General features: G+C 29.1%; 22 protein-coding genes. 7 read left to right on the top strand and 15 right to left on the bottom strand.

The window, feature by feature from the left end; all coding sequences use genetic code 11:
* Positions 1-211: 211 nt before the first annotated feature.
* A complete protein-coding gene (locus OCU47_RS18075) occupies positions 212-904 on the top strand; it encodes a 5'-methylthioadenosine/adenosylhomocysteine nucleosidase (RefSeq protein WP_261829984.1) in 693 nt (230 codons plus the stop codon).
* A gap of 41 nt (positions 905-945) precedes the next feature.
* Here the strand turns inward: OCU47_RS18075 and OCU47_RS18080 are convergent, their stop codons facing one another.
* Both OCU47_RS18080 and lepB read right to left on the bottom strand, forming a co-directional pair.
* Positions 946-1,830, bottom strand: coding sequence for a GGDEF domain-containing protein (locus OCU47_RS18080; protein ID WP_261829985.1), 885 nt, complete (start codon positions 1,828-1,830; stop codon positions 946-948).
* Between the two features lie 186 nt (positions 1,831-2,016).
* Positions 2,017-2,586 carry a signal peptidase I gene (gene lepB / locus OCU47_RS18085; RefSeq protein ID WP_261829986.1) on the bottom strand — a complete coding sequence of 190 codons (570 nt, stop codon included), beginning with the start codon at positions 2,584-2,586 and terminating at the stop codon, positions 2,017-2,019.
* Between the two features lie 251 nt (positions 2,587-2,837).
* On the opposite strand from lepB, the gene OCU47_RS18090 reads away from it, so the two are divergent.
* On the top strand, positions 2,838-3,275 hold the full coding sequence (locus tag OCU47_RS18090) for a LytTR family DNA-binding domain-containing protein (RefSeq protein ID WP_261829987.1): 438 nt from the start codon (positions 2,838-2,840) through the stop codon (positions 3,273-3,275).
* An 11-nt stretch (positions 3,276-3,286) separates the two neighbouring features.
* Positions 3,287-3,718 (top strand): DUF3021 domain-containing protein, encoded by a 432-nt coding sequence (locus tag OCU47_RS18095; protein WP_261829988.1) that lies wholly within the window; start codon positions 3,287-3,289, stop codon positions 3,716-3,718.
* Between the two features lie 106 nt (positions 3,719-3,824).
* On the opposite strand, the gene OCU47_RS18100 is transcribed toward OCU47_RS18095, so the two are convergent.
* The 4 genes from OCU47_RS18100 to OCU47_RS18115 all read right to left on the bottom strand — a co-directional run bounded on the left by OCU47_RS18100 (position 3,825) and on the right by OCU47_RS18115 (position 7,255).
* Positions 3,825-4,232, bottom strand: coding sequence for a hypothetical protein (locus OCU47_RS18100; RefSeq protein ID WP_261829989.1), 408 nt, complete (start codon positions 4,230-4,232; stop codon positions 3,825-3,827).
* An 11-nt stretch (positions 4,233-4,243) separates the two neighbouring features.
* The gene (locus OCU47_RS18105) at positions 4,244-5,218 is read right to left on the bottom strand and encodes a phosphodiester glycosidase family protein (RefSeq protein WP_261829990.1); all 975 of its coding nucleotides are present in this window, start codon (positions 5,216-5,218) and stop codon (positions 4,244-4,246) included.
* Between the two features lie 313 nt (positions 5,219-5,531).
* A complete protein-coding gene (locus OCU47_RS18110; RefSeq protein ID WP_261829991.1) occupies positions 5,532-6,416 on the bottom strand; it encodes an AraC family transcriptional regulator in 885 nt (294 codons plus the stop codon).
* 164 nt (positions 6,417-6,580) lie between these two features.
* Complete coding sequence (locus tag OCU47_RS18115; protein WP_261829992.1) at positions 6,581-7,255, bottom strand: class I SAM-dependent methyltransferase; 675 nt, start codon at positions 7,253-7,255, stop codon at positions 6,581-6,583.
* 250 nt (positions 7,256-7,505) lie between these two features.
* Here OCU47_RS18115 and OCU47_RS18120 point away from each other — a divergent pair, with 250 nt between their 5' ends.
* Complete coding sequence (locus OCU47_RS18120) at positions 7,506-8,048, top strand: hypothetical protein (protein ID WP_261829993.1); 543 nt, start codon at positions 7,506-7,508, stop codon at positions 8,046-8,048.
* 153 nt (positions 8,049-8,201) lie between these two features.
* Here the strand turns inward: OCU47_RS18120 and OCU47_RS18125 are convergent, their stop codons facing one another.
* From OCU47_RS18125 to OCU47_RS18145, 5 genes are all read right to left on the bottom strand, one after another.
* The gene (locus OCU47_RS18125; protein WP_261829994.1) at positions 8,202-9,446 is read right to left on the bottom strand and encodes a DUF1015 domain-containing protein; all 1,245 of its coding nucleotides are present in this window, start codon (positions 9,444-9,446) and stop codon (positions 8,202-8,204) included.
* 222 nt (positions 9,447-9,668) lie between these two features.
* Positions 9,669-10,580 carry a D-2-hydroxyacid dehydrogenase gene (locus tag OCU47_RS18130; RefSeq protein WP_261829995.1) on the bottom strand — a complete coding sequence of 304 codons (912 nt, stop codon included), beginning with the start codon at positions 10,578-10,580 and terminating at the stop codon, positions 9,669-9,671.
* A gap of 42 nt (positions 10,581-10,622) precedes the next feature.
* Positions 10,623-11,699, bottom strand: a complete 1,077-nt coding sequence (locus OCU47_RS18135) for a pyridoxal-phosphate-dependent aminotransferase family protein (RefSeq protein ID WP_261829996.1) — start codon at positions 11,697-11,699, stop codon at positions 10,623-10,625.
* A 389-nt stretch (positions 11,700-12,088) separates the two neighbouring features.
* Positions 12,089-13,594, bottom strand: coding sequence for a carboxypeptidase M32 (locus tag OCU47_RS18140; RefSeq protein ID WP_261829997.1), 1,506 nt, complete (start codon positions 13,592-13,594; stop codon positions 12,089-12,091).
* A gap of 24 nt (positions 13,595-13,618) precedes the next feature.
* On the bottom strand, positions 13,619-13,834 hold the full coding sequence (locus tag OCU47_RS18145; protein ID WP_261829998.1) for a hypothetical protein: 216 nt from the start codon (positions 13,832-13,834) through the stop codon (positions 13,619-13,621).
* Positions 13,835-14,180: 346 nt separating this feature from the next.
* On the opposite strand from OCU47_RS18145, the gene OCU47_RS18150 reads away from it, so the two are divergent.
* The 3 genes from OCU47_RS18150 to OCU47_RS18160 all read left to right on the top strand — a co-directional run bounded on the left by OCU47_RS18150 (position 14,181) and on the right by OCU47_RS18160 (position 16,210).
* Complete coding sequence (locus tag OCU47_RS18150) at positions 14,181-14,585, top strand: DUF5412 family protein (RefSeq protein WP_261829999.1); 405 nt, start codon at positions 14,181-14,183, stop codon at positions 14,583-14,585.
* A gap of 178 nt (positions 14,586-14,763) precedes the next feature.
* Positions 14,764-15,360, top strand: a complete 597-nt coding sequence (locus tag OCU47_RS18155; protein WP_261830000.1) for a hypothetical protein — start codon at positions 14,764-14,766, stop codon at positions 15,358-15,360.
* 187 nt (positions 15,361-15,547) lie between these two features.
* Complete coding sequence (locus OCU47_RS18160) at positions 15,548-16,210, top strand: hypothetical protein (RefSeq protein WP_261830001.1); 663 nt, start codon at positions 15,548-15,550, stop codon at positions 16,208-16,210.
* A gap of 285 nt (positions 16,211-16,495) precedes the next feature.
* Here the strand turns inward: OCU47_RS18160 and OCU47_RS18165 are convergent, their stop codons facing one another.
* From OCU47_RS18165 to OCU47_RS18180, 4 genes are all read right to left on the bottom strand, one after another.
* On the bottom strand, positions 16,496-17,149 hold the full coding sequence (locus OCU47_RS18165; RefSeq protein WP_261830002.1) for a hypothetical protein: 654 nt from the start codon (positions 17,147-17,149) through the stop codon (positions 16,496-16,498).
* Positions 17,150-17,274: 125 nt separating this feature from the next.
* Positions 17,275-17,793: a YcxB family protein gene (locus OCU47_RS18170; RefSeq protein ID WP_261830003.1), complete on the bottom strand. Its 519-nt coding sequence runs from the start codon at positions 17,791-17,793 to the stop codon at positions 17,275-17,277.
* Between the two features lie 83 nt (positions 17,794-17,876).
* Positions 17,877-18,416, bottom strand: coding sequence for a hypothetical protein (locus tag OCU47_RS18175; protein WP_261830004.1), 540 nt, complete (start codon positions 18,414-18,416; stop codon positions 17,877-17,879).
* A 681-nt stretch (positions 18,417-19,097) separates the two neighbouring features.
* On the bottom strand, positions 19,098-19,292 hold the full coding sequence (locus OCU47_RS18180; RefSeq protein ID WP_261830005.1) for a BhlA/UviB family holin-like peptide: 195 nt from the start codon (positions 19,290-19,292) through the stop codon (positions 19,098-19,100).
* Between the last annotated feature and the right edge of the window lie 2 nt (positions 19,293-19,294).

A 19,294-nucleotide genomic window follows, 5' to 3' on the forward strand; every position in this document is an offset into this window, starting at 1 on the left:
AGAATATATGTCTTAAAGACAGATAAAAATATGTTGAATATCTATATATTAAACTTTCTCAAATTTCTGTATTTTATCCTCTATATTATAATATACTACTTACAAAATATCTATATTTTAAAGCCGATATTTCTTATCAAAATACACATATTTGTCTTGACAGTTGAATTACTATATAATAATATTAATCAAAATAATTGGAGGAATTCGAATGAAAATTGGTATTATATCTGCAATGAGTGAAGAATTAGAACCATTACTTACTGCAATGAATTTAGAAGAACAACACACAAAAGCAACTATGACTTTCAACAAAGGCAGTCTATGGGGAAAAGATGTAATAGCAGTGGTTTCTGGAATTGGTAAAGTTAACGCTGCTATCTGTACACAAATCCTAGCTAGCGAGTATGATGTAGATTGCGTAATTAATGTGGGTGTTGCTGGAGGTATAGGTAAAGATATCTACCCAGGAGACGTAGTAATCGGTGATACCTTAGTTGAACACGATATGGATGCAACTCAATTTGGTTATAAGCATGGGCAAATTCCTAGACTTGATACTTTTGATTTTAAAAGTGATGCAAAGCTTATAGAAATAGCTAAAAAAGCTTGTGAAAACCTTCCTGAAATAAATAGCTTTGTTGGAAGAATCGCAAGCGGTGATGAATTTGTTGCTAACATAGATAGAATCAAGTGGTTATCAGAAACTTATGATGCTATTTCTTGTGAAATGGAAGGTGCAAGTATTGCTCACGTTGCTTATTTAAATAAAATTCCTTTTGTAGTTATCAGATCAATATCTGACAATGCAAACAATGGAGCTAGCATGGATTATGAAAAATTTATTCCTGTAGCTATTAAAAATTCTACTACAATACTTGAAAATATGATTAAAAACATATAATACTAAAAACCTTAAAGGAATTTTTAAAACTCCCTTAAGGTTTAATCCTTTTCCACTCTATTCTTTCCATTATCCTTTGCTTTATATAAATTATCATCTGCATTTTTTAATAACAATTCACTATTGTTAACATCTTCAGCTATAGTGCTAATTCCAAAACTAACTGTTAAATCAATTTTAATATTGTCTTTAAAAAACACATGCTCTTGTACAGCTTTTCTAATTCTTTCACAAAGAGTATATGCTTCTTCCTTATCAGTATTTCTAAAGACAATTATAAATTCCTCTCCACCATAACGAGCAATCCAATCATTGTGACGTCTTATATTTTCCTTCACTACTTTTACAAATTCCTTAATTATAAAGTCACCCATAGCATGATTATATGTATCGTTAATCATCTTAAAATCATCTAAATCTAGCATCGCCAAAGACAAAGTATTATTACTGATTATTGCTTTACTTACTTCTGTAGGTAAATTTTCATTAATGTATCTTCTATTAAATGCACCTGTTAATTCATCTAAAATGATCAGCTCATTATTATGTTGTATCTTTTCATATAATTGATTTGGAGTGAAATTTTCTTCTCCATAAATAAATCTGCCATCTTTTATTTCTTTTATTGTTTCGATAATATATTTTTTTCCTTCATCAATTATTGGCATAGCCATAACTAAATATGTTTTTTCACCACTACATTCAAACTTAATAAAAGTTCCATCCTCGTTATATGCTCTTGATGAAATACAATTGTTACACTTAGTACCTTTTCCCCACATTCTATAGCAAGATTCAGTCCTATTTTTACATTCAATATCATTATTTAAAATTGAAATTTCACTACAATCATTAGGGTTAACTATTCTTACTGAGTCAAACATCTTTCGTAAATAAGTAAATGAGTCACCTTTTAGATTTATCATTATCTTCCTCTTTTCTCAGCCATATCTACATGACCTCTATGTTTTATATTATATATTCGTACATATTTTCATAACGTTTATATTTTTCTTAAATAAAAAAAATTAATTGTTGTACAACTACATTCTTATGTGCTCTACAACAATTTTCATCATAGCATCATATTCCCTTTTATTTATGCTTAAGCTCTACTTTAATTTTCCTATATCACTGAAAGGAAATACTTTAAATTGTGCCTTTCCCTCTATATCAGCCCAATCTATATATGGATCATCCCAATACCTAGAATCAGCAGACCTTAATCTATTATCACCTAGAAAGAAGTACTTGCCTTTTGGGACAGTATAACTTCCACCAAGCGTGTCTGGTTGCCCAATATAGTTTTCTTCAAGCTTAGTTCCATTTACACTCACAACACCAGCTTTAATCTCTACCTTGTCCCCTGGAAGTCCTATTAACCTCTTAATCATTGTTTCATCCTTTTCTTTAGACTTAAAAACAATTATATCTTGACGTTTCAATTTATCTTTGTTATAAATTCTGGTTACTATAAGTCTATCTCCCACATTTAAGGTTGGAACCATCGATTCTGATGGAATTTTAGCAATAAAAAATGCAAACTTATTTATTAGTAACACTAATATTAAAGCTGTCAATAAAGGAATAATCCAATCCTTTAAAATTGATGGTTTGCCTTCTTGCCCATCCTTAGATTTATCCCCATCAGCTATATTTTTATACTCTTCTTGGTTTCTCATACACTGCTTCCCCTTTCATAAAACTGGATTAATCATTAAATGCTAGACCTATACCACCACAAATTAGATTAAAAACATTAATTTAAAATTCCAAAATAAATTACTCACATATAATTATATAACTAAAAAAAGTTAAACACTAGGGGTTATTTATATTCGAAACCAACTATCTTCATATAACTGCCACCTATACAGAAACCATATGAAAACTCCCTTAAATGACATATAATGTAATAAAGGAGGGAGAAAAAATGCAAGTATCTGTTAAAATTGATGAAACTATAGACGAAATTCAAGTGGAAATCCATACAAAAGAAATTAATGAAGAGGTTAACTCAATCTTAGATAAATTATATGAAAAAAACGTCACATTAAAAGGTACTTACGATAATAAAGTTCATCTATTGAATGCCAGCAAAATTTATGAAATATACAGTGAAAATAAAAAGATTATTGCACGTCAAAAAGAAAAATTATTTATGCTAAAATACACTCTTTACGAGTTAGAAGAACTTCTAAAATCAGAAAACTTTATTAGAATCTCCAATTCAGCTATAGTAAACATTTCTTATATAGAAAGTTTTCAAGCTATGCACAATGGACTACTATGTATTAATTTTAATGATAATACAAAGGAATATGTTTCTAGAAGGTATCTGAAAAAAATCAAAGAAAAATTAAGTTTTTGAGGTGAATGTATATGATAAAATCAATTTTAAAAAGAGGATTATTAGGAATTTTAATTAGCATTTCACTAACTGTAATTGTACTATTAGCTATCTTGTTACTTAACGGGTATAGTTCCATTACTTTAGATATAACCATTCTAACAAAATACTTCACAAGTTCTGTTATAATTGGTTTTATTGCCTTTGCAGGTAGTGTTTTGTTTGATATTGAAAAGTGGTCATTAATCATTCGTACTCTAGTGCATTTTGTTATTACTTATATACCAATCATTCATTTTATTAAATATGCAGGTTGGATTCCTAACTCTACATTATATCAAGCTGAATTCCTAAGCTTGTATGTTCTTTTTTATATATTGCACTTTTTTTGGTATGTCACTAACAACAAAAAGGATGCAGCTTATTTAAATGAACAATTGCAAAAAATTGGTGTTAAGAAATAAAACAAAATCCTATAACAATTACCTTTGTTCAGTATTTGTTATAGGATTTTGTTTACTAATTTCTTAAACTATAAACTTTAAGCAAAATATTTTTAAAATCATATCTCTATTTAATTTCTTTCTTTATCCCCTTATCTATATCGTATGAATACCTTTTTAGTTGTTTATTATTATTTGATTGTTCTGTTATGAGGACTTGCTTATTATCTTCTGACCATTTTATATCTTGTAGTCTGTTGCCCTCTTCAAGACTTATATAGTTTGTTTCATTTGATTTTTTATTTACTAATTTTATTATTTTCTCATTATGATATATTATGTAGTTATGGTCCTTAGACTCCAGTTTATTTTGCAACTCCTTATTTTCCTTCAATGCACTGTTATCTAAATAAGTTACCTGAAACTTATAATTATCTACTAAATAATACTTATCTAAAAAAGTTAAAACTGCTATTTGCACTATTAGTGAACCCAATACTATTAATCCTACTTTTTTTTCAATCTTCATTTTCATCGTATTGCCCCCTATTTCACTATTATAGCTGATGATAAGTGTCTCAATTCTGATTGTTTAGATGGTGTATTAACTAGTTGTCCATCTTTATACATTATGACAGAGTTACCCCCATCAAGGTTCATAGCATTTACAGCCCCTAAATCTAACATAAGCTGTTGAGCTTCATTTAAAGTAGCACAAATCATAGAATTTAAATGCCCTGTTAGCACCATTAAAATTATAGATCCATCTTGCTTCTGACCAATTAGTGCCTTCGGATTCATTGCACTTCCACCTCCCCAGGCTATATCATTCTCTATAGGTATGGCTTTCCCATCTTTAATTAAAACTGGACCAAAACTAATAGCTTCTTGTACATTCATTTTTTTCAACTCTTCAAATGTATATTTGCCTACTATTAATAAACCTTGCTTATTTATTGCTCCTAAGCACAATCTATTAAAATCTACCTTATCCTCTGACTTTGGATATATAAGTCTTCCTTCAGACATTATAATTCCAAGAGGCTTATTTTTATTAGTACCAATATCCTGTGAAAAGCCACCTCCATTAATTCCGCAGATAGCACTATTCTTATTAACTATTTTCTCTATAAGTTCTCCTTTTGTACCACCTTCTTCTGATGCTGCAACCTTAACTCTTCTAGGATTGTGTATAATCAAACAATATCCAGTATATCTAGAATTATTAATCTTAACGAAATCTATAGCATTATCATTATTTTTTGGTATTTGCACAATACTTGTGTTTTCTTTATCAGCTGAAACCTTTTTGTCCTCACTGTTTAAAATATCTTTAATTTTTTCATCTGATAAAAATTTGGTTGCTAGCCATTGATGACTTGTTGTGCACATTGCTGATGCCACATATACCTTTCTAGCATTTTTGAAAAATGGTGTATATAGCAACAACATTGGAAATGTCACTAAAGTTACTATTAAGAAAATCCCTATATACACTACATACTTTTTTAACTTATCCATTTGTATCCCTCCAGAATCACAATCCAAACAACAATTATTAATTGTTGTGTTGATATTTAAAACTACTACTCATTTCATAAAACTGGCTATTTTTAAATTATATACCTTGTGCATAGCACCTTAGTTACAAAAAAGTAAATATAAACCTATAAATATTTAAATATATTTATACATAAAACTATAAAACTATATAAACATTTATAGATAAAATGCGGTGTTGCATCAATTTACGTTAAAAAACCACTTATAAATATTAAAGTTCAAGATACTACTGAACCGTCAATAGTATCTTGAACTTTACTAAACAACAATTTTATTTATTTGAAGCTGGTTTCACTCTAACCCAAATCTCCTCATAACACTTGTCACCATCAAATCTATATATTTCTAAGTCAAATCCTTCAATTATTTCATAAGAGGAATTTGGAGCCCACTCTGTATAAATACGTGCATTCAAATTTTGGGTGGCTTCTGTAACCTTATCTCTTCCATGTTTTTCAGATGTGAATATCGCCCAAGTTGCTGCTGGAACATCTACAACTGTATATCCTTCTGTGTTTGCTTCTGGGGTTTTGAAGGCACAAATCATATATGGAAAAGCTTTATCACTTATATTTCTATATCCACATATAGCATGTATTACCCCTTCTGTTGTCTTTGGATCTTTCCCTAAAGATTTAATTAACCTATCCCCCTGATTTTTCTCACAAAACTTATCCCAAAACTTAGGGACTGTATCATTACATCCCTCATTGTCGAAGATTCCTTCAACTCCATAAACCTGAAATTCTGGTTTTGTCTCAATCCTATAATTCATTTCACTTACTCCTTTAATTGTTATTTGAAAGGAAAGTCTAGGATAGGCTTTTAGCTGTACACCCTCTTCTCTCGCCTTGTTTGGAGTGATTCCATGTATACTATGGAATGCTCTTGAGAAAGATACTGGTGAATCATATCCATATTTCATTGCTAAATCAATAATCTTTATATCACTGTTTTGCAATTCAAAAGCTGCCTTGGTTAACCGTCTTCGTCTTATATACTCAGCAAGAGTAATGTCAGTTATAAAAGAAAACATCCTTTGAAAGTTATATGATGAACAACATGCTTTTTGTGCAACCACTCCAAAATCAATTTCTTCTGTCAAATTCTCTTCTATATAAGTGAGTGCTTGATTCATTTTTTGTATCCAATCCATGTCCTTCCCTCCCTTCAACTAAAGTATATAAAAATTTAAGGTAGACTTCGCAACTTAACTTGCACAAATATGTTTATATTGTCAGCAAAAACTTTTTTGAACTTAAATATCTATGTTCCGTATACTTTTATCAACTTATGTTCAAATGAAGCCACTCTTTTAACTTATCTTCTCTTGGTTAAAAGAAACAATCTGTTATACTGATTAAATTGTTGAAAATGTATTTCCTTATAGTCCTCAATAATAAAATACCTTTCTATATATTCTTTCCATTGGCTTGTACTACAATTCCATAGATAAATTCCTTCTGTTTCTTCATAAAGATTATCCCCAATTAATTTACATCCACATTCATCTAGTTGCTCTGCTGACAAATATGGATTTAGCTTTAATAATAATTTTCCTTTTGGTTTAAGTATTCTGCTAACATTTTCTATAACAACTTCAGCATCCTCAGGCGTAATATTGTCAACTATATTAGATAGTATTGCTCCATCAAAACAATTCTCTTCAATTCCTCTTAACTCTTCTACTCCACCACAACAAAATTCCACTACATCATCTAAATTGTTTAATCTCGCTGTAGCCTTGCCTAACTCTACTGCCTTTTCAGAAATATCCATTCCTAAACATTTTGATATATTCTTATTAGCTGTGCATCTAAATAAAATTGCACCGCTTCCGCAACCATAGTCCAAAATATTTGTTGTCCCGTCAGTTAACCACTTAATTCCACCTTCTAAATCCTCATGAAGCCTTGTTTCATCATTATAATGCTTTGGAGTTTGATCACCAAATATGTTATTCCAAAACGAAATAGTCTCATTATAATTATTCATTTTCCCCTCCTAAAAACACATAAATTTATATTTATGTTTATATTATACATCAATTTTAGATTTTGAAGTAAAAGTATTCTCACTAAAATGCAACCAACTTCTTACTTCCCATATTTCCTTTTACTTGCGCAAGTCACATAATAAAGATATTTGATTTTTGGACGCATCTTCTGTAAAATACTAGATAAAAGCCCAAATGTGCGTATTTAATAGTATTTATCATTAGACTAAAAGTAAGGAGATTTTCGACATGAAAAAAAGACTTATAATTACAATATGCACTTTGATTGTATTAATAGCAGCACTCATAGCTGCCTTTAAGATAACTAATATTATTAGAAATAAAAATACTAATAAGAATGACGTATTTAGCACAAAAGCAAATTCAAAAAATGCAAAAATTATAGGGAATATATCTGAAACTGAAAAAGAAAAAGTAATTAAACTCACAGAAAAAGTTGCTAACCTTACAATGAACCTAAATTATAATAATTTCACATTAGAATTGCATGATAAAGTTCTCAATGATTACTGTCGTTTAGAGCATCACGTAAGTAATGAAGAAATTGCAAGAGATATAGACAGCTATAAGAAAGATAAACAGATTGATACTCTTCAAAGCATTGATATTCAAACACTAACTAAGACTCCTGAGAATTTCATTGATGTGAAACTTAGTGTAAAAATTCATATAACTTATGATTCTAATCGTAAAGAACGTATTGTAACTTATCACCAAAATTATGTTTTCAATAAAGATAATATGATTTGTAAGGCTAGATTAGATGATTAAAAACTAACTAAAAATGGATCGGCAAAATCAGATAATAGGCTTAATTTTAATGAAAATACAAAATTAGTGGATTTCAACATCACTATTCATAATACAAAAGACCTAAGAAAAGCAACTGCTTTTCTTAGGTCTTTTAGTTTGTGAGATGGACAACTACTCAAGTTCATGAATAAACAGCCCACTTCTCAACTTTGGTTCAAACCATGTTGATTTTGGAGGCATAACCTTCCCCATGTCTGCTACATCAATTATATCTTGCATTGTAGTTGGATACATTGAAAAGGCTATCTTCATATCTGAATTTGCTCTTCTTTCAAGTTCCTTCATTCCTCTTATGCCACCTATAAAATCTATTCTCTTATCAGTTCTTGGGTCACCTATATCTAAAATAGGTGATAGTAAGTTATTTTGTAGAATAGCCACATCTAAACTTTCTATTGGGTTACTTTCATCAAAACTCCCACCCTTAGCTTTGAGTGCATACCATTTCTTGTTTAGATACATACCAAATTGGTGCTTATTTTGTGGTTTATAGCTTCCATGATTCTCACAAGGAACCACTTCAAAGGCTTCACTAACTTTATTGATAATTTCCTCTTCTGAGTACCCATTCAAATCTTTTACTACTCTATTATAGTCAAGAATATGCAGTTGTTCTGCTGGAAATAAAACTCCTAAGAAAAAATTAAATTCTTCATTTCCAGTATAATTAGGATTTTCAAGTCTTTTCTTTAAACCAACCTTCACTGCTGAGGCAGCTCTATGATGTCCATCTGCTATATAAAAATTTTCTACAGACTTAAACTTATTGATAATCTCTGCTATTACTTCTTCATTGTCAATTACCCAAACCACATGCTGAATTCCATCTTCAGATACAAAGTCATATTCTGGCTGCTTTTTTGTCCACATATCAATTAATGCATTTATATCTGATTTTCCATTATAGCTTAAGAATATTGGACCTGTATTAGCATTACAATTCTCTACATGATTTATTCGATCCTGTTCCTTTTCAGGTCTTGTAAACTCATGCTTCTTTATCTTGTTTTTTTCATATTCATCAATAGATACACAGCCCACAATACCTGTCTGAGGATGCCCATTCATTACTTGTCTGTAAATATATAAACTAGGATTTTTGTCCTTAATTAAAACTCCTTTTTCAATCATAGAGTTTAAATTTTCCCTTGCCTTCTCATAAACCCTACTATCATAAACATCAATATCTACAGGTAAATCTACCTCTGCTTTATCTACATGAAGGAATGAGTAAGGCTTATCTTTAACCATTTCTCTAGCTTCATCTGAATCCATTACATCATAAGGTAATGCTGCTACGTCCTTTGCTAATTCCTTTGTAGGCCTTATCGCCTTAAATGCCCTTAATATTGCCACCTTTTTTCTCCTCCTTTATGAGAGTTAAACAGTCTTTTATCAAGTGAAACTTGATTCAGGTGGGGTTTGATCCCCATCTGAATCTTAGTTGAACTTATCCAGGAGCGTGCAGCCGTTATCTCCAACTTAAAAAAGTTGGAGTGTTACGGATGCTAGCTATCGGATAAAGTGAACCTTATTCATATGCAACTTAATCTCCATCTAAACGTTAGTTAACAATTTTTATAGATTGAAGAACTCCTTAATAATATTAACCACTTCTTCTCCTATCTTTTCTTGTGCTTCATTTGTTGAAGCTCCTATATGAGGAGTAACACTAACTTTAGGATGAGATACTAATTCTAAATTCTGTGTTGGCTCCTGCTCAAATACATCTATTCCCGCTCCAGCTACTTTTCCTGAATTTAAAGCTTCTAATAAAGCTGCTTCATCTACGACTTTACCTCTTGCACAATTTATAATATAAGCTCCTTCTTTCATTTTTGCAAATTCTTCCTTGCCTATTAATGAGCCTTGTTTAGCATCATAAGGTACATGTAATGAAATAAAATCTGATTTAGCTAATAATTCATCCAATTTATAATACTCATATTCACTAACCCCAGGAATTTCTCCTATGAAATCAAAATATATAACCTTCATTCCAAGTGCAGCTGCTCTTTTAGCAGTTTCTCTTCCAATTCTTCCGAGTCCTACAACACCAAGAGTTTTCCCTGTGATTTCTGTACCAACATATTTCTTTTTATTCCATTTACCATCCCTCATAGTAACATTGGATATATTAATAAACCTAGCTAAGGCAAAGATATGAGCAATCGCTAGTTCTGCTACTGAAACTGAGCTAGCATTAGGAGTATTCTTTACAATTATTCCATTTTTCACGGCATAATCCACATCTATATTATCTACTCCTACTCCTCCTCTTATTATTAACTTTAATTTGCCACCTAATTCTTTATCAAGTACAGCCTTATTTATTTTTGATGCTGATCTTATTACCACTGCATCAAATTCTTTTAATGCTTCCCCAAGTTCTTCTTGTTCAAAATGTCTTTCTATAACTTCTATGCCAAGATCTTTAAGCTGCTCAACTGCATTTTTCTGCAATCCATCTGCTATCAAAACTTTCTTCATATTTAAAAACCCCCACAAATTACTTATTGCTTTTCCACAAATTTATTCTAATGCAAGTATTTCATTTATATTTAATAAAAGTTCTTTTACGTCTGCTACTGTCATATCTGCCATATGAGCTATTCTAAAAGTTTTTTCTTTTAAATCTCCATATCCATTAGAAATTTGGAACCCTCTTCTTCCAAGCTCCTTATTTAATTCTGATACACTTATGCCCCTAGTATTTTTTATTGTGGTTAATGTGTTTGATAAATATCTCTTGTCTGGGAATATTTCAAAGTATCTCTCAGCCCATTCTCTAACTACAGTTGCCATTTCTATATGTCTGTTGAATCTATTTTCTAATCCTTCAACATTTAGTATATAATCTAACTCATAATCTAAAGCAAACATATGTGATAAAGATGGTGTTGATGGGTATTGATAATCTTTCTTCTTAATATATTTATATAATGATAGTAAATCTAGATATGTTCCTCTGAATTGAACTTTTTCTGCTCTTGCTCTTGCCTTCTCTGAAAATGTACATACTGCAAGTCCTGGTGGCAATGCTAATGCTTTTTGGCTTGAAGTTATGCAAATATCTATGCCTAATTTATCAACTTCAATCTTTGTTCCTCCTGCGGAACTAACTGTATCAACGCAGAATATTACGTTGGGATACTTTTTAGCAACCTCAGCTATTTCTTCTATAGGATTCATAATTCCTGTTGATGTTTCGTTATGAGTAATTGTAATTAAATCATATTCTCCTGTAGCCAAAACTTCATCTACCTTTGCTGGATCTACAGCTTGCCCTAAAGGAAAATCAAACTTATCTGCTGGCACATTGTTGCTTAATGCAATTTCATACCATCTCTTACCGAATGCTCCAACAGAAAATACTGCTGCTTTTTTCAAAGTACAGGATCTTATCGCCCCTTCCATAAGCCCACTACCTGATGATGTTGAGATTAGAATTTCACTTTCAGTATAAAATAATTTCCTTAAGTTATCACTTATTCTTCTTTGAAGCTCTGATGCTTCTTTACTTCTGTGCCCAATCATAGGCGTTGCCATCTTCTCTAAAACCTGCTGTCGAACCTCTACTGGTCCTGGAATAAATAATTTTTTGTGCATAAAATAACCCCCAAATTTATATTATTGTTCAATATATTGTACTAATAATAGCACCAGTGTGTTTCCACTTCAATACAAGTTTAACGATTTAATATTAATTTAAGATTTACACAGAATTATCATTATATTTATACGTATCTTTTTGTCGATTTATTAAACTTTTCTATTTTCCAGTAAACTTCTATCAATGTAAGCCTTATTATTACATACAGTATTCAATCATCTATAGATTAATATACTCTTAATGTTAATCTTTATTTACTCATACCAATAAATACTAACACAAAATATTTCTACAGCTACCTGAATCATATAAGTACAAAAAACACTGAATTTAGAGTAACCATACATCACTCTAAATCCAGTGTCACAAAATCAATAATCTACTATTAATAATTATAGATGTCCTTAAATTTCTTATCTAAATACTCAAGGAAGTACTTAGCATTCAATTCTTCTCCAGTAATTCTCTTAATTAAGTCACTTGGATCATATAATGAAGCACATTCATGTACATTTGTTCTTAACCATTTATGAACTGAATCTAAATTTCCTTCTGCAATTTCGTCATATATATTAGGAACATCCTTAAGCATCTTGTTTAGCATTTGAGCTCCATAAAGATTACCTAAAGCATAGCTTGGGAAATATCCAAAAGAGCCACCCGCCCAGTGAACATCTTGAAGTACTCCTTCAGTATCAGTAGGAGGTTCTATTCCTAAGTATTCCTTATATTTTTCATTCCAAACTCTTGGTAATTCATCTACAGTTATCTTATCATTTATAAGTAACTTCTCTATTTCATATCTTATTATTACATGAAGACTATATGTCAATTCATCAGCCTCAGTTCTTATAAGTGATGGTTCTACCTTATTAATTGCTTTATAGAAACCTTCTTCATCTACATCTGCAAATTGAGGAAATTGTTCTTTTGCTGACTTATAAAGATACTTACAAAAAGCTTTACTTCTTCCAACTATGTTCTCATAAAATCTTGATTGAGATTCATGAACGGCCATTGATGAAGCTTGATTTAATCCTGTTCCTCTTAAAGAATCTGGAATATCTTGCTCATATATAGCGTGACCACCTTCATGAATTGCTGAATATAATGCAAAAGTAAACTCATTTTCATAATAGTGAGAAGTTATTCTTACATCCTTATTCCCCATGTTAGTTGTATATGGATGTTCACTCTCATCTAATCTTCCAGCCTTAAAGTCAAATCCCATTTTATTTAAAACTTCTATGCTAAACTTTTGTTGAGATTCTTTAGAAAAAGTCTTCTTAAAGAAAGAATTATCAACTTCAACTCCTGCAGCTTTAATTTTATTTAATATCTCTACTATACCGTTTCTTAAATCTCCAAAAACCTTATCAAGTTTTTCAACAGTTAACCCTGGTTCATAATCATCTAATAATGAATCATATATATTCTTTTTAGCTGGTTTAAAGGTTATAGATTTCTTTGTTAAATCCACTATCTTTTGTAGATGTGGTCTAAAGATTTCAAAGTCATTTGCATTCTTTGCTTTTTCCCAAGCAGCTTCTCCTTTTGAACAAGCTAGAGATATTTCCTTAATAAACTCTTCTGGGTAAACTTTGTTCTTATCATAAGCCTTTCTAAGCTCACTTGTCATTCTCTTGTGAACATCATCAAGCTCTTCTACATGACTTTCAAAAAACTTTATTAATTCATCCATTTTAGGTGCAACAGATAAATTGTGTGCTTGCAATCCTAAAAATGACATAGTTTCCGCTCTATCATCCAATGCTTTCTCTGGCATTCCAGTTGTCATATCCCAATACACCAAAGCACTAGCTTGATTATAATGTTCAATAACCTTTAAATATTCTTCTAATTCTTTTAGTTTTTCCTCTACTATACTCATTCTCTTAAAGCCCCCTTATATATCTTAATCTTCATACAAATCTTTATAATTTTCTTGAGATGAAGATTTTGTACTATTTTCAAAATATAATACTGACTCAGTTTCTCTACAATACTTTACACACATGCATTGGCCCAAGTTTCTTGGACATACATAGCATAAGCAATCTGTAGCATCACCATTACAGCTTACATTATAATCCGGACAAAACTTGCAATTTATCCCTTTTCCTATAGGCATTTTATCACTTCCTATTTCTTTAGTAATTACATCTAAGTTTAGCATTTATAACAATAAAAGTCACCTAGCTATTGGAATTTTAGATTTTATTCTTTATCTTTAATAAGTAAAATTGCTACTGTTTCGTGATTAATTTTTATTACTATATATGATGTTTATAATAACTATTAAACTTTTACCATTATTCATAATTATAACACAACCAATTTCCTTTATATGATCATTTATAATTATTTACATTTTTTATAGTTGGATGTAAACTGATTAATAGATATATTTTAAGAATATCCAAAAGAACTTGTGAGTAAAAAATATGTATTTAATACATATAAACGGAGGTAATAAAATGAGTAAGCATAAAACAAATATAGTATATTTAATTATCGGGATAGTTATCTTTATGCTCTTAGGAACTTTATTTACTCATAATGCAATCTCATATTATATAAATAATAATCTATCTGATGATTTTCAGAAGTTACCAAAAGGTGATTTCTTGTCAGAATCAAAGTCTCCTGATAATAAGTACACTGTAAAAGCGTATGTTTGTAATGGAGGGGGCTCAACAGTTAGTTTTTCTGTTAGATGTGAAGTAATAATAAATGATGCTTCAAACAATAAACCAAAAAATATTTATTGGGACTATAGAATAGACAAGGCTGCTATAGTCTGGGAAAGTAATAATACAGTTATAATTAATGGTCATAAAATTACTTTGCCTAATGGGAGATATGATTGGCGTAAAAACTAGTTCTAACTTACTATACTTACATGACAAAAATTTCTAGTATTATTTAATTAAATAAAACATAAAGAGAGATAGTGAATATCCACTAGATTTAAACCAATCTTTGTGTATACGGTGTTTTGATAAATCATTATATGAAGGATACTTAAATTCTAAGTATTTATAGTTAAAGGAGGTTTTTATGAAGAATACCATTGCGCGTGTATTAGGTATAATATCATCAATATTAGCAATTTTGTTGAGTCTCCTACATGGTATATTTCTTATTGGAGATAATATAATTTCATTGCTAAATATAGTTATAATATTAATACTAATTATATTATCCATTTTAATCTCATTACCTGCATGTAAAGTAGGTAATATACTCCCAATTATGATCTATAGTATTTTAACAATAGCCACTATATTTAACATAGCTTGTGTCTTTCATTTTAATGATAAAAGTTCAATTACAGAATGTTTAATGTATTCGAGTTCACTTACAATATCATTAGCTATTATGATTCTACTACTTTCAAATAAAATGAATAATAAGATATCAGTTACAATCTATGGTATTTTGATTATCTGCACCATATTAATTCCTCAAAGCATTATGTATTTTATAGTGCCATCTACAGACAGTTTCTTATATAGCTATACCTTAAATGCCTCTTATTTTAAAGTTATATCTTATGCATTCACTTACGATAAATCCTTTTATATGCCTCCTTTAACTTTAATGATTGTATCTATCTCAATCTTTATATATTCTTTTTTCAAAAATAACCTTTAATTAGTACAAACTAATATAAAATTTATAATATCAACTAATATAAAAATTACACCACAATACTTATTTAATTGTAAGCTATTGATAGATTAAGTTTAAACTGTTATTACAACGAAATACAAAATTAATCATTTTGTTACATTCTTTGGAGTTTATTACTGTAAAATACTCCTAAAAGGAGATGCAAGTAATGATCAAAAAGAAATTAATACCCATACTAATTCTAATGTGTGTTTTTTTAGGTGGATGTAGCAATAGTAATGATGTGAAGGATGCTTCTTCAAAGACTAACACATCTCAAAACAATGATGTAAATTCAAAAGATCAAACAGCAAATGATAACACTGATAATAATTCAACAGCTAGTAATTCAGACTCAAACCAACAAAACACAAAGGATAATAACTCAAATTCAAAACAGGAAACAACTAAAAATGACTCTGGTTCAAAGAATAATGAGATTCGACCATCATTTTATGGAACTTGGACTATTAATAAAAAACTAGCAAGTAATAAAGTAACAACTTTTACTGATGAAGACTTAAATAAGATTATAGGTAAAACTGTTATTTTCTCAAAGGAGCAGTCAATCTCTTTTGCTGAAAACGTAAGTGACTTGAATAATATAATAACTAATCCTATTTATCAGAAAAAGACAGTATCAAATGATACTATTGCAAGTGAGACAAGGAATCATGTTACTTTAGATAAATTAGGTATAAAAGGTAACAGCGTTACTGAAGTAGAAGTTATCAATTCTAAAAAATATACGGGCTGTAGTTTCTATATAAAAGATAAAAACACTTTGATTTTAACTGGTGGAGGAGTGTATTTACAACTTGATAGAAAATAATTCAGAAGAGTGAACTTAAAATAAGTGACTTTTTATTAATATATCAAGTTCAACTAAGATTCAGGTGGGGTGTATCCCCATCTGAATCTTAGTTGAACTTATCCAGGAGCGTGCAGCCGTTATCTCCAACTTAAAGAAGTTGGAGTGTTACGGATGCTAGCTATCGGATAAATTTTTATATAATAAAGGACTGTTGAATTTTCAACAGTCCTTTATTATATTTTTATTTAGTTGTTTTTATAAGTTACACACAAGACATAATATATTTTAAATTTTTCCTTATATCTAATGCACCACTTCTGTTGGTTTTAACTCATTTATCATTTTTACTATATTATCAAAATATGTTGCAACTTCCTTATCTACCTTATTTCTATCAGATATATAGTTTGCAAACATCTCTGCAAAGCCTTCTGATAAGCACTTTCTTGTATCTGAGGAAGGGTTTCTGCCGTATTCCGTAAATATAGAAGTGTTTTTATATTTTTCATAAAGCTTTTTAAAGTCGTCATTTGCAGATAAAGTATATCTAAAATCCTCAGCTGCATATCCTAACGCTGAATAACAACCCATATAGGCATCTATAGCATGTCCAAGTTCATGAAATAGAGTCGTACTATTATTAAGTGTACTTATATATATATTATTATTTTCATAAAGGCCAGCTATATTTCCAAACTTCTTTATTGTCTCCGGGTCATTAACTTTTTTGTTTAAATCATTTTCTAAATATATCTTCAGTTGAGGAAACTTTTCTAGTATGTTTTGAACCTTAGGTATACTATCTGAAACATTATTATACTGAGAAAACAATACAAATCCTTCTTTTGTTATTAAATTATTTTTATGAGTCAATAACTCATTTCCCACAAGTGCTATTAATATAATCAGCAAAGTAATGCCTAAAGACCACAGAAAATTTTTAAGAACCTTTTTCATATCAATTCCTCCGTATTTCTATTTAAATTAGCATTGTGCATAATCCTATGATAAAATTCTAAATTTAAATAAAATAAAACCATGTAGATCTAAAAAATGTCATTTTATTTTACATGATTCCCGCACTAGTTGTAATTAATATGATCTTTCATTATTTGCACAAAGGAATTTTTCTCAGCTTCATTACTAAATGCTCTTATAGGCACTACAAAAAACTTATGGGTAGTTAGATTTATTACTATATGTTCGTTTATAAGTTTAATATTTTGAATTTCATTCCAAGGAGTTGATAATATATCTCCATCTACTTCTTTACATATACCAGTTTCATTTAAAGTTAAAGTAATATTTTTTAATAAATCCTCAGACTCTGTTATTCTTCTATATAATACTTTATATAGTTTACTTGCATAATATTTTTTATAGAATACTGCGAGTAATAAGGCTAATAATATATATGTACATTTAATTATTATAAATACAATGCCAGAATAGAAGTTTAAAACTAAAAGAAACACTACTAATATTATAGGCAAAACAATCCTACACATATTAATCCTTCTTTTCACTATAGGACTATCCATTAAGAGAACATGATTAATTTCCACTACCTCATCTAAATTATTAGTATAATTTATTTTCATATTTACTTTCCACCTCTTAAATACTTTTATTAATAATTACAGAGTTATTTAATTATAAAAAACTAAATAAACCAAAGGTTAAACTAAGAAGCTGTAATGACATGACTATTGATAAATTCTAAAAACAGTTTCGTTTCTCCTTTATCTTTAAAAGTGTCTTCTGGGATGATTACTTCATCATTATTTTTAAATCTCAAGTATATTTTATTTTTATAATTTTCAATAACTTGCACATGATTCCAAGTGATTATATCAATTGAACCATTTCTTTCTTTTTTTATACTTTCTTCAGTTAATGTTAATGTAATAGGATTTAGAAGATTACTATAGTCTAATTGTTTTAGGATATTAGAAATATTATGATTAGCACGAAGTTTATAAAAATTAAAGTTACTTTTATAGGCAAAAAGAACACAAAATATGCTAATACAGATTGATATATAATAGACGTATACACTAGATTCAAATATCAATAAAGCTATTATAAAAGAAGAAAGCATAATTATTAATAGAGTTAAAATTTTTCCAAAAGTTAAGCTTTTTTTGTTAGATTTATCATTTAGATATCTGAATTTATACATATCAATTAAATCTTCATATGTATTTGAATATGTTATCTCCATATGAACACCACCTTAATTAGATTAATGTACTATATAAATATAATTTCCTATAGACTGAGCACATAAAAAAGTGTTTAGTCTATAGGTACCAGATTTTAAAAAATTATTTTTTTATTTTTAGTATTAAGAATGTCGAAAACTTCCTTAGAAAAATATAACTTAGTGCTGCAAGAACAGTTGATACTACACAAAATAATATTGTAATGAAGCTTGCATCCCAAGGAGAATGCTGTTCAAACCAAAAGTATGATCCATATAATTTATTTAATCTTTCATAAATAAAAAATCCTTCAAAGTATAAAATACAGTTTACAAGTATTATTTGAAAAATTGCTATTAAATATTTTATTTTTCCGTTTAAGAAAAAAACAATTAAGCCTTCAATTAGCATAAGAAATATTAAATAACTAAATAAATTAGATTCAGGTTATATATTTAATATATCTGGACCTATATATGCAATAACAGATATAATTATTAGATGTAACATTATCTTAACGGTTTGTTGCATTTAATCCTCCTTGCATAGATAGATATTATTTAATTATATAACGTTTTACATATTACATGCATAATTAAATTATCTCATCACATTTTTTACCTCTTTTAACAATTATAACATGTATATAAGTCCAGTCAACTTTTTTGCTATGCTGATAAGTTTATTTAAAAACATAAAAATTAGTTTTTAAGTTTACTATTTAAAGTTTCTATTTCTTCTTTTATCTCAGGTAGAGAATCAGAGAACCTTTTAATTATTTCCTGATAATTTTCTTCACGTTTACTATTTTCTTTTAAGACATAAAACAATAAATATGAAAATAATACTGCAAATCCACCTTGAGTAGCTACAAGTTGTATTATATTACTTTCCATCT

It is taken from the genome of Clostridium sp. TW13, from assembly GCF_024345225.1.
Classification (GTDB): domain Bacteria; phylum Bacillota; class Clostridia; order Clostridiales; family Clostridiaceae; genus Inconstantimicrobium; species Inconstantimicrobium mannanitabidum.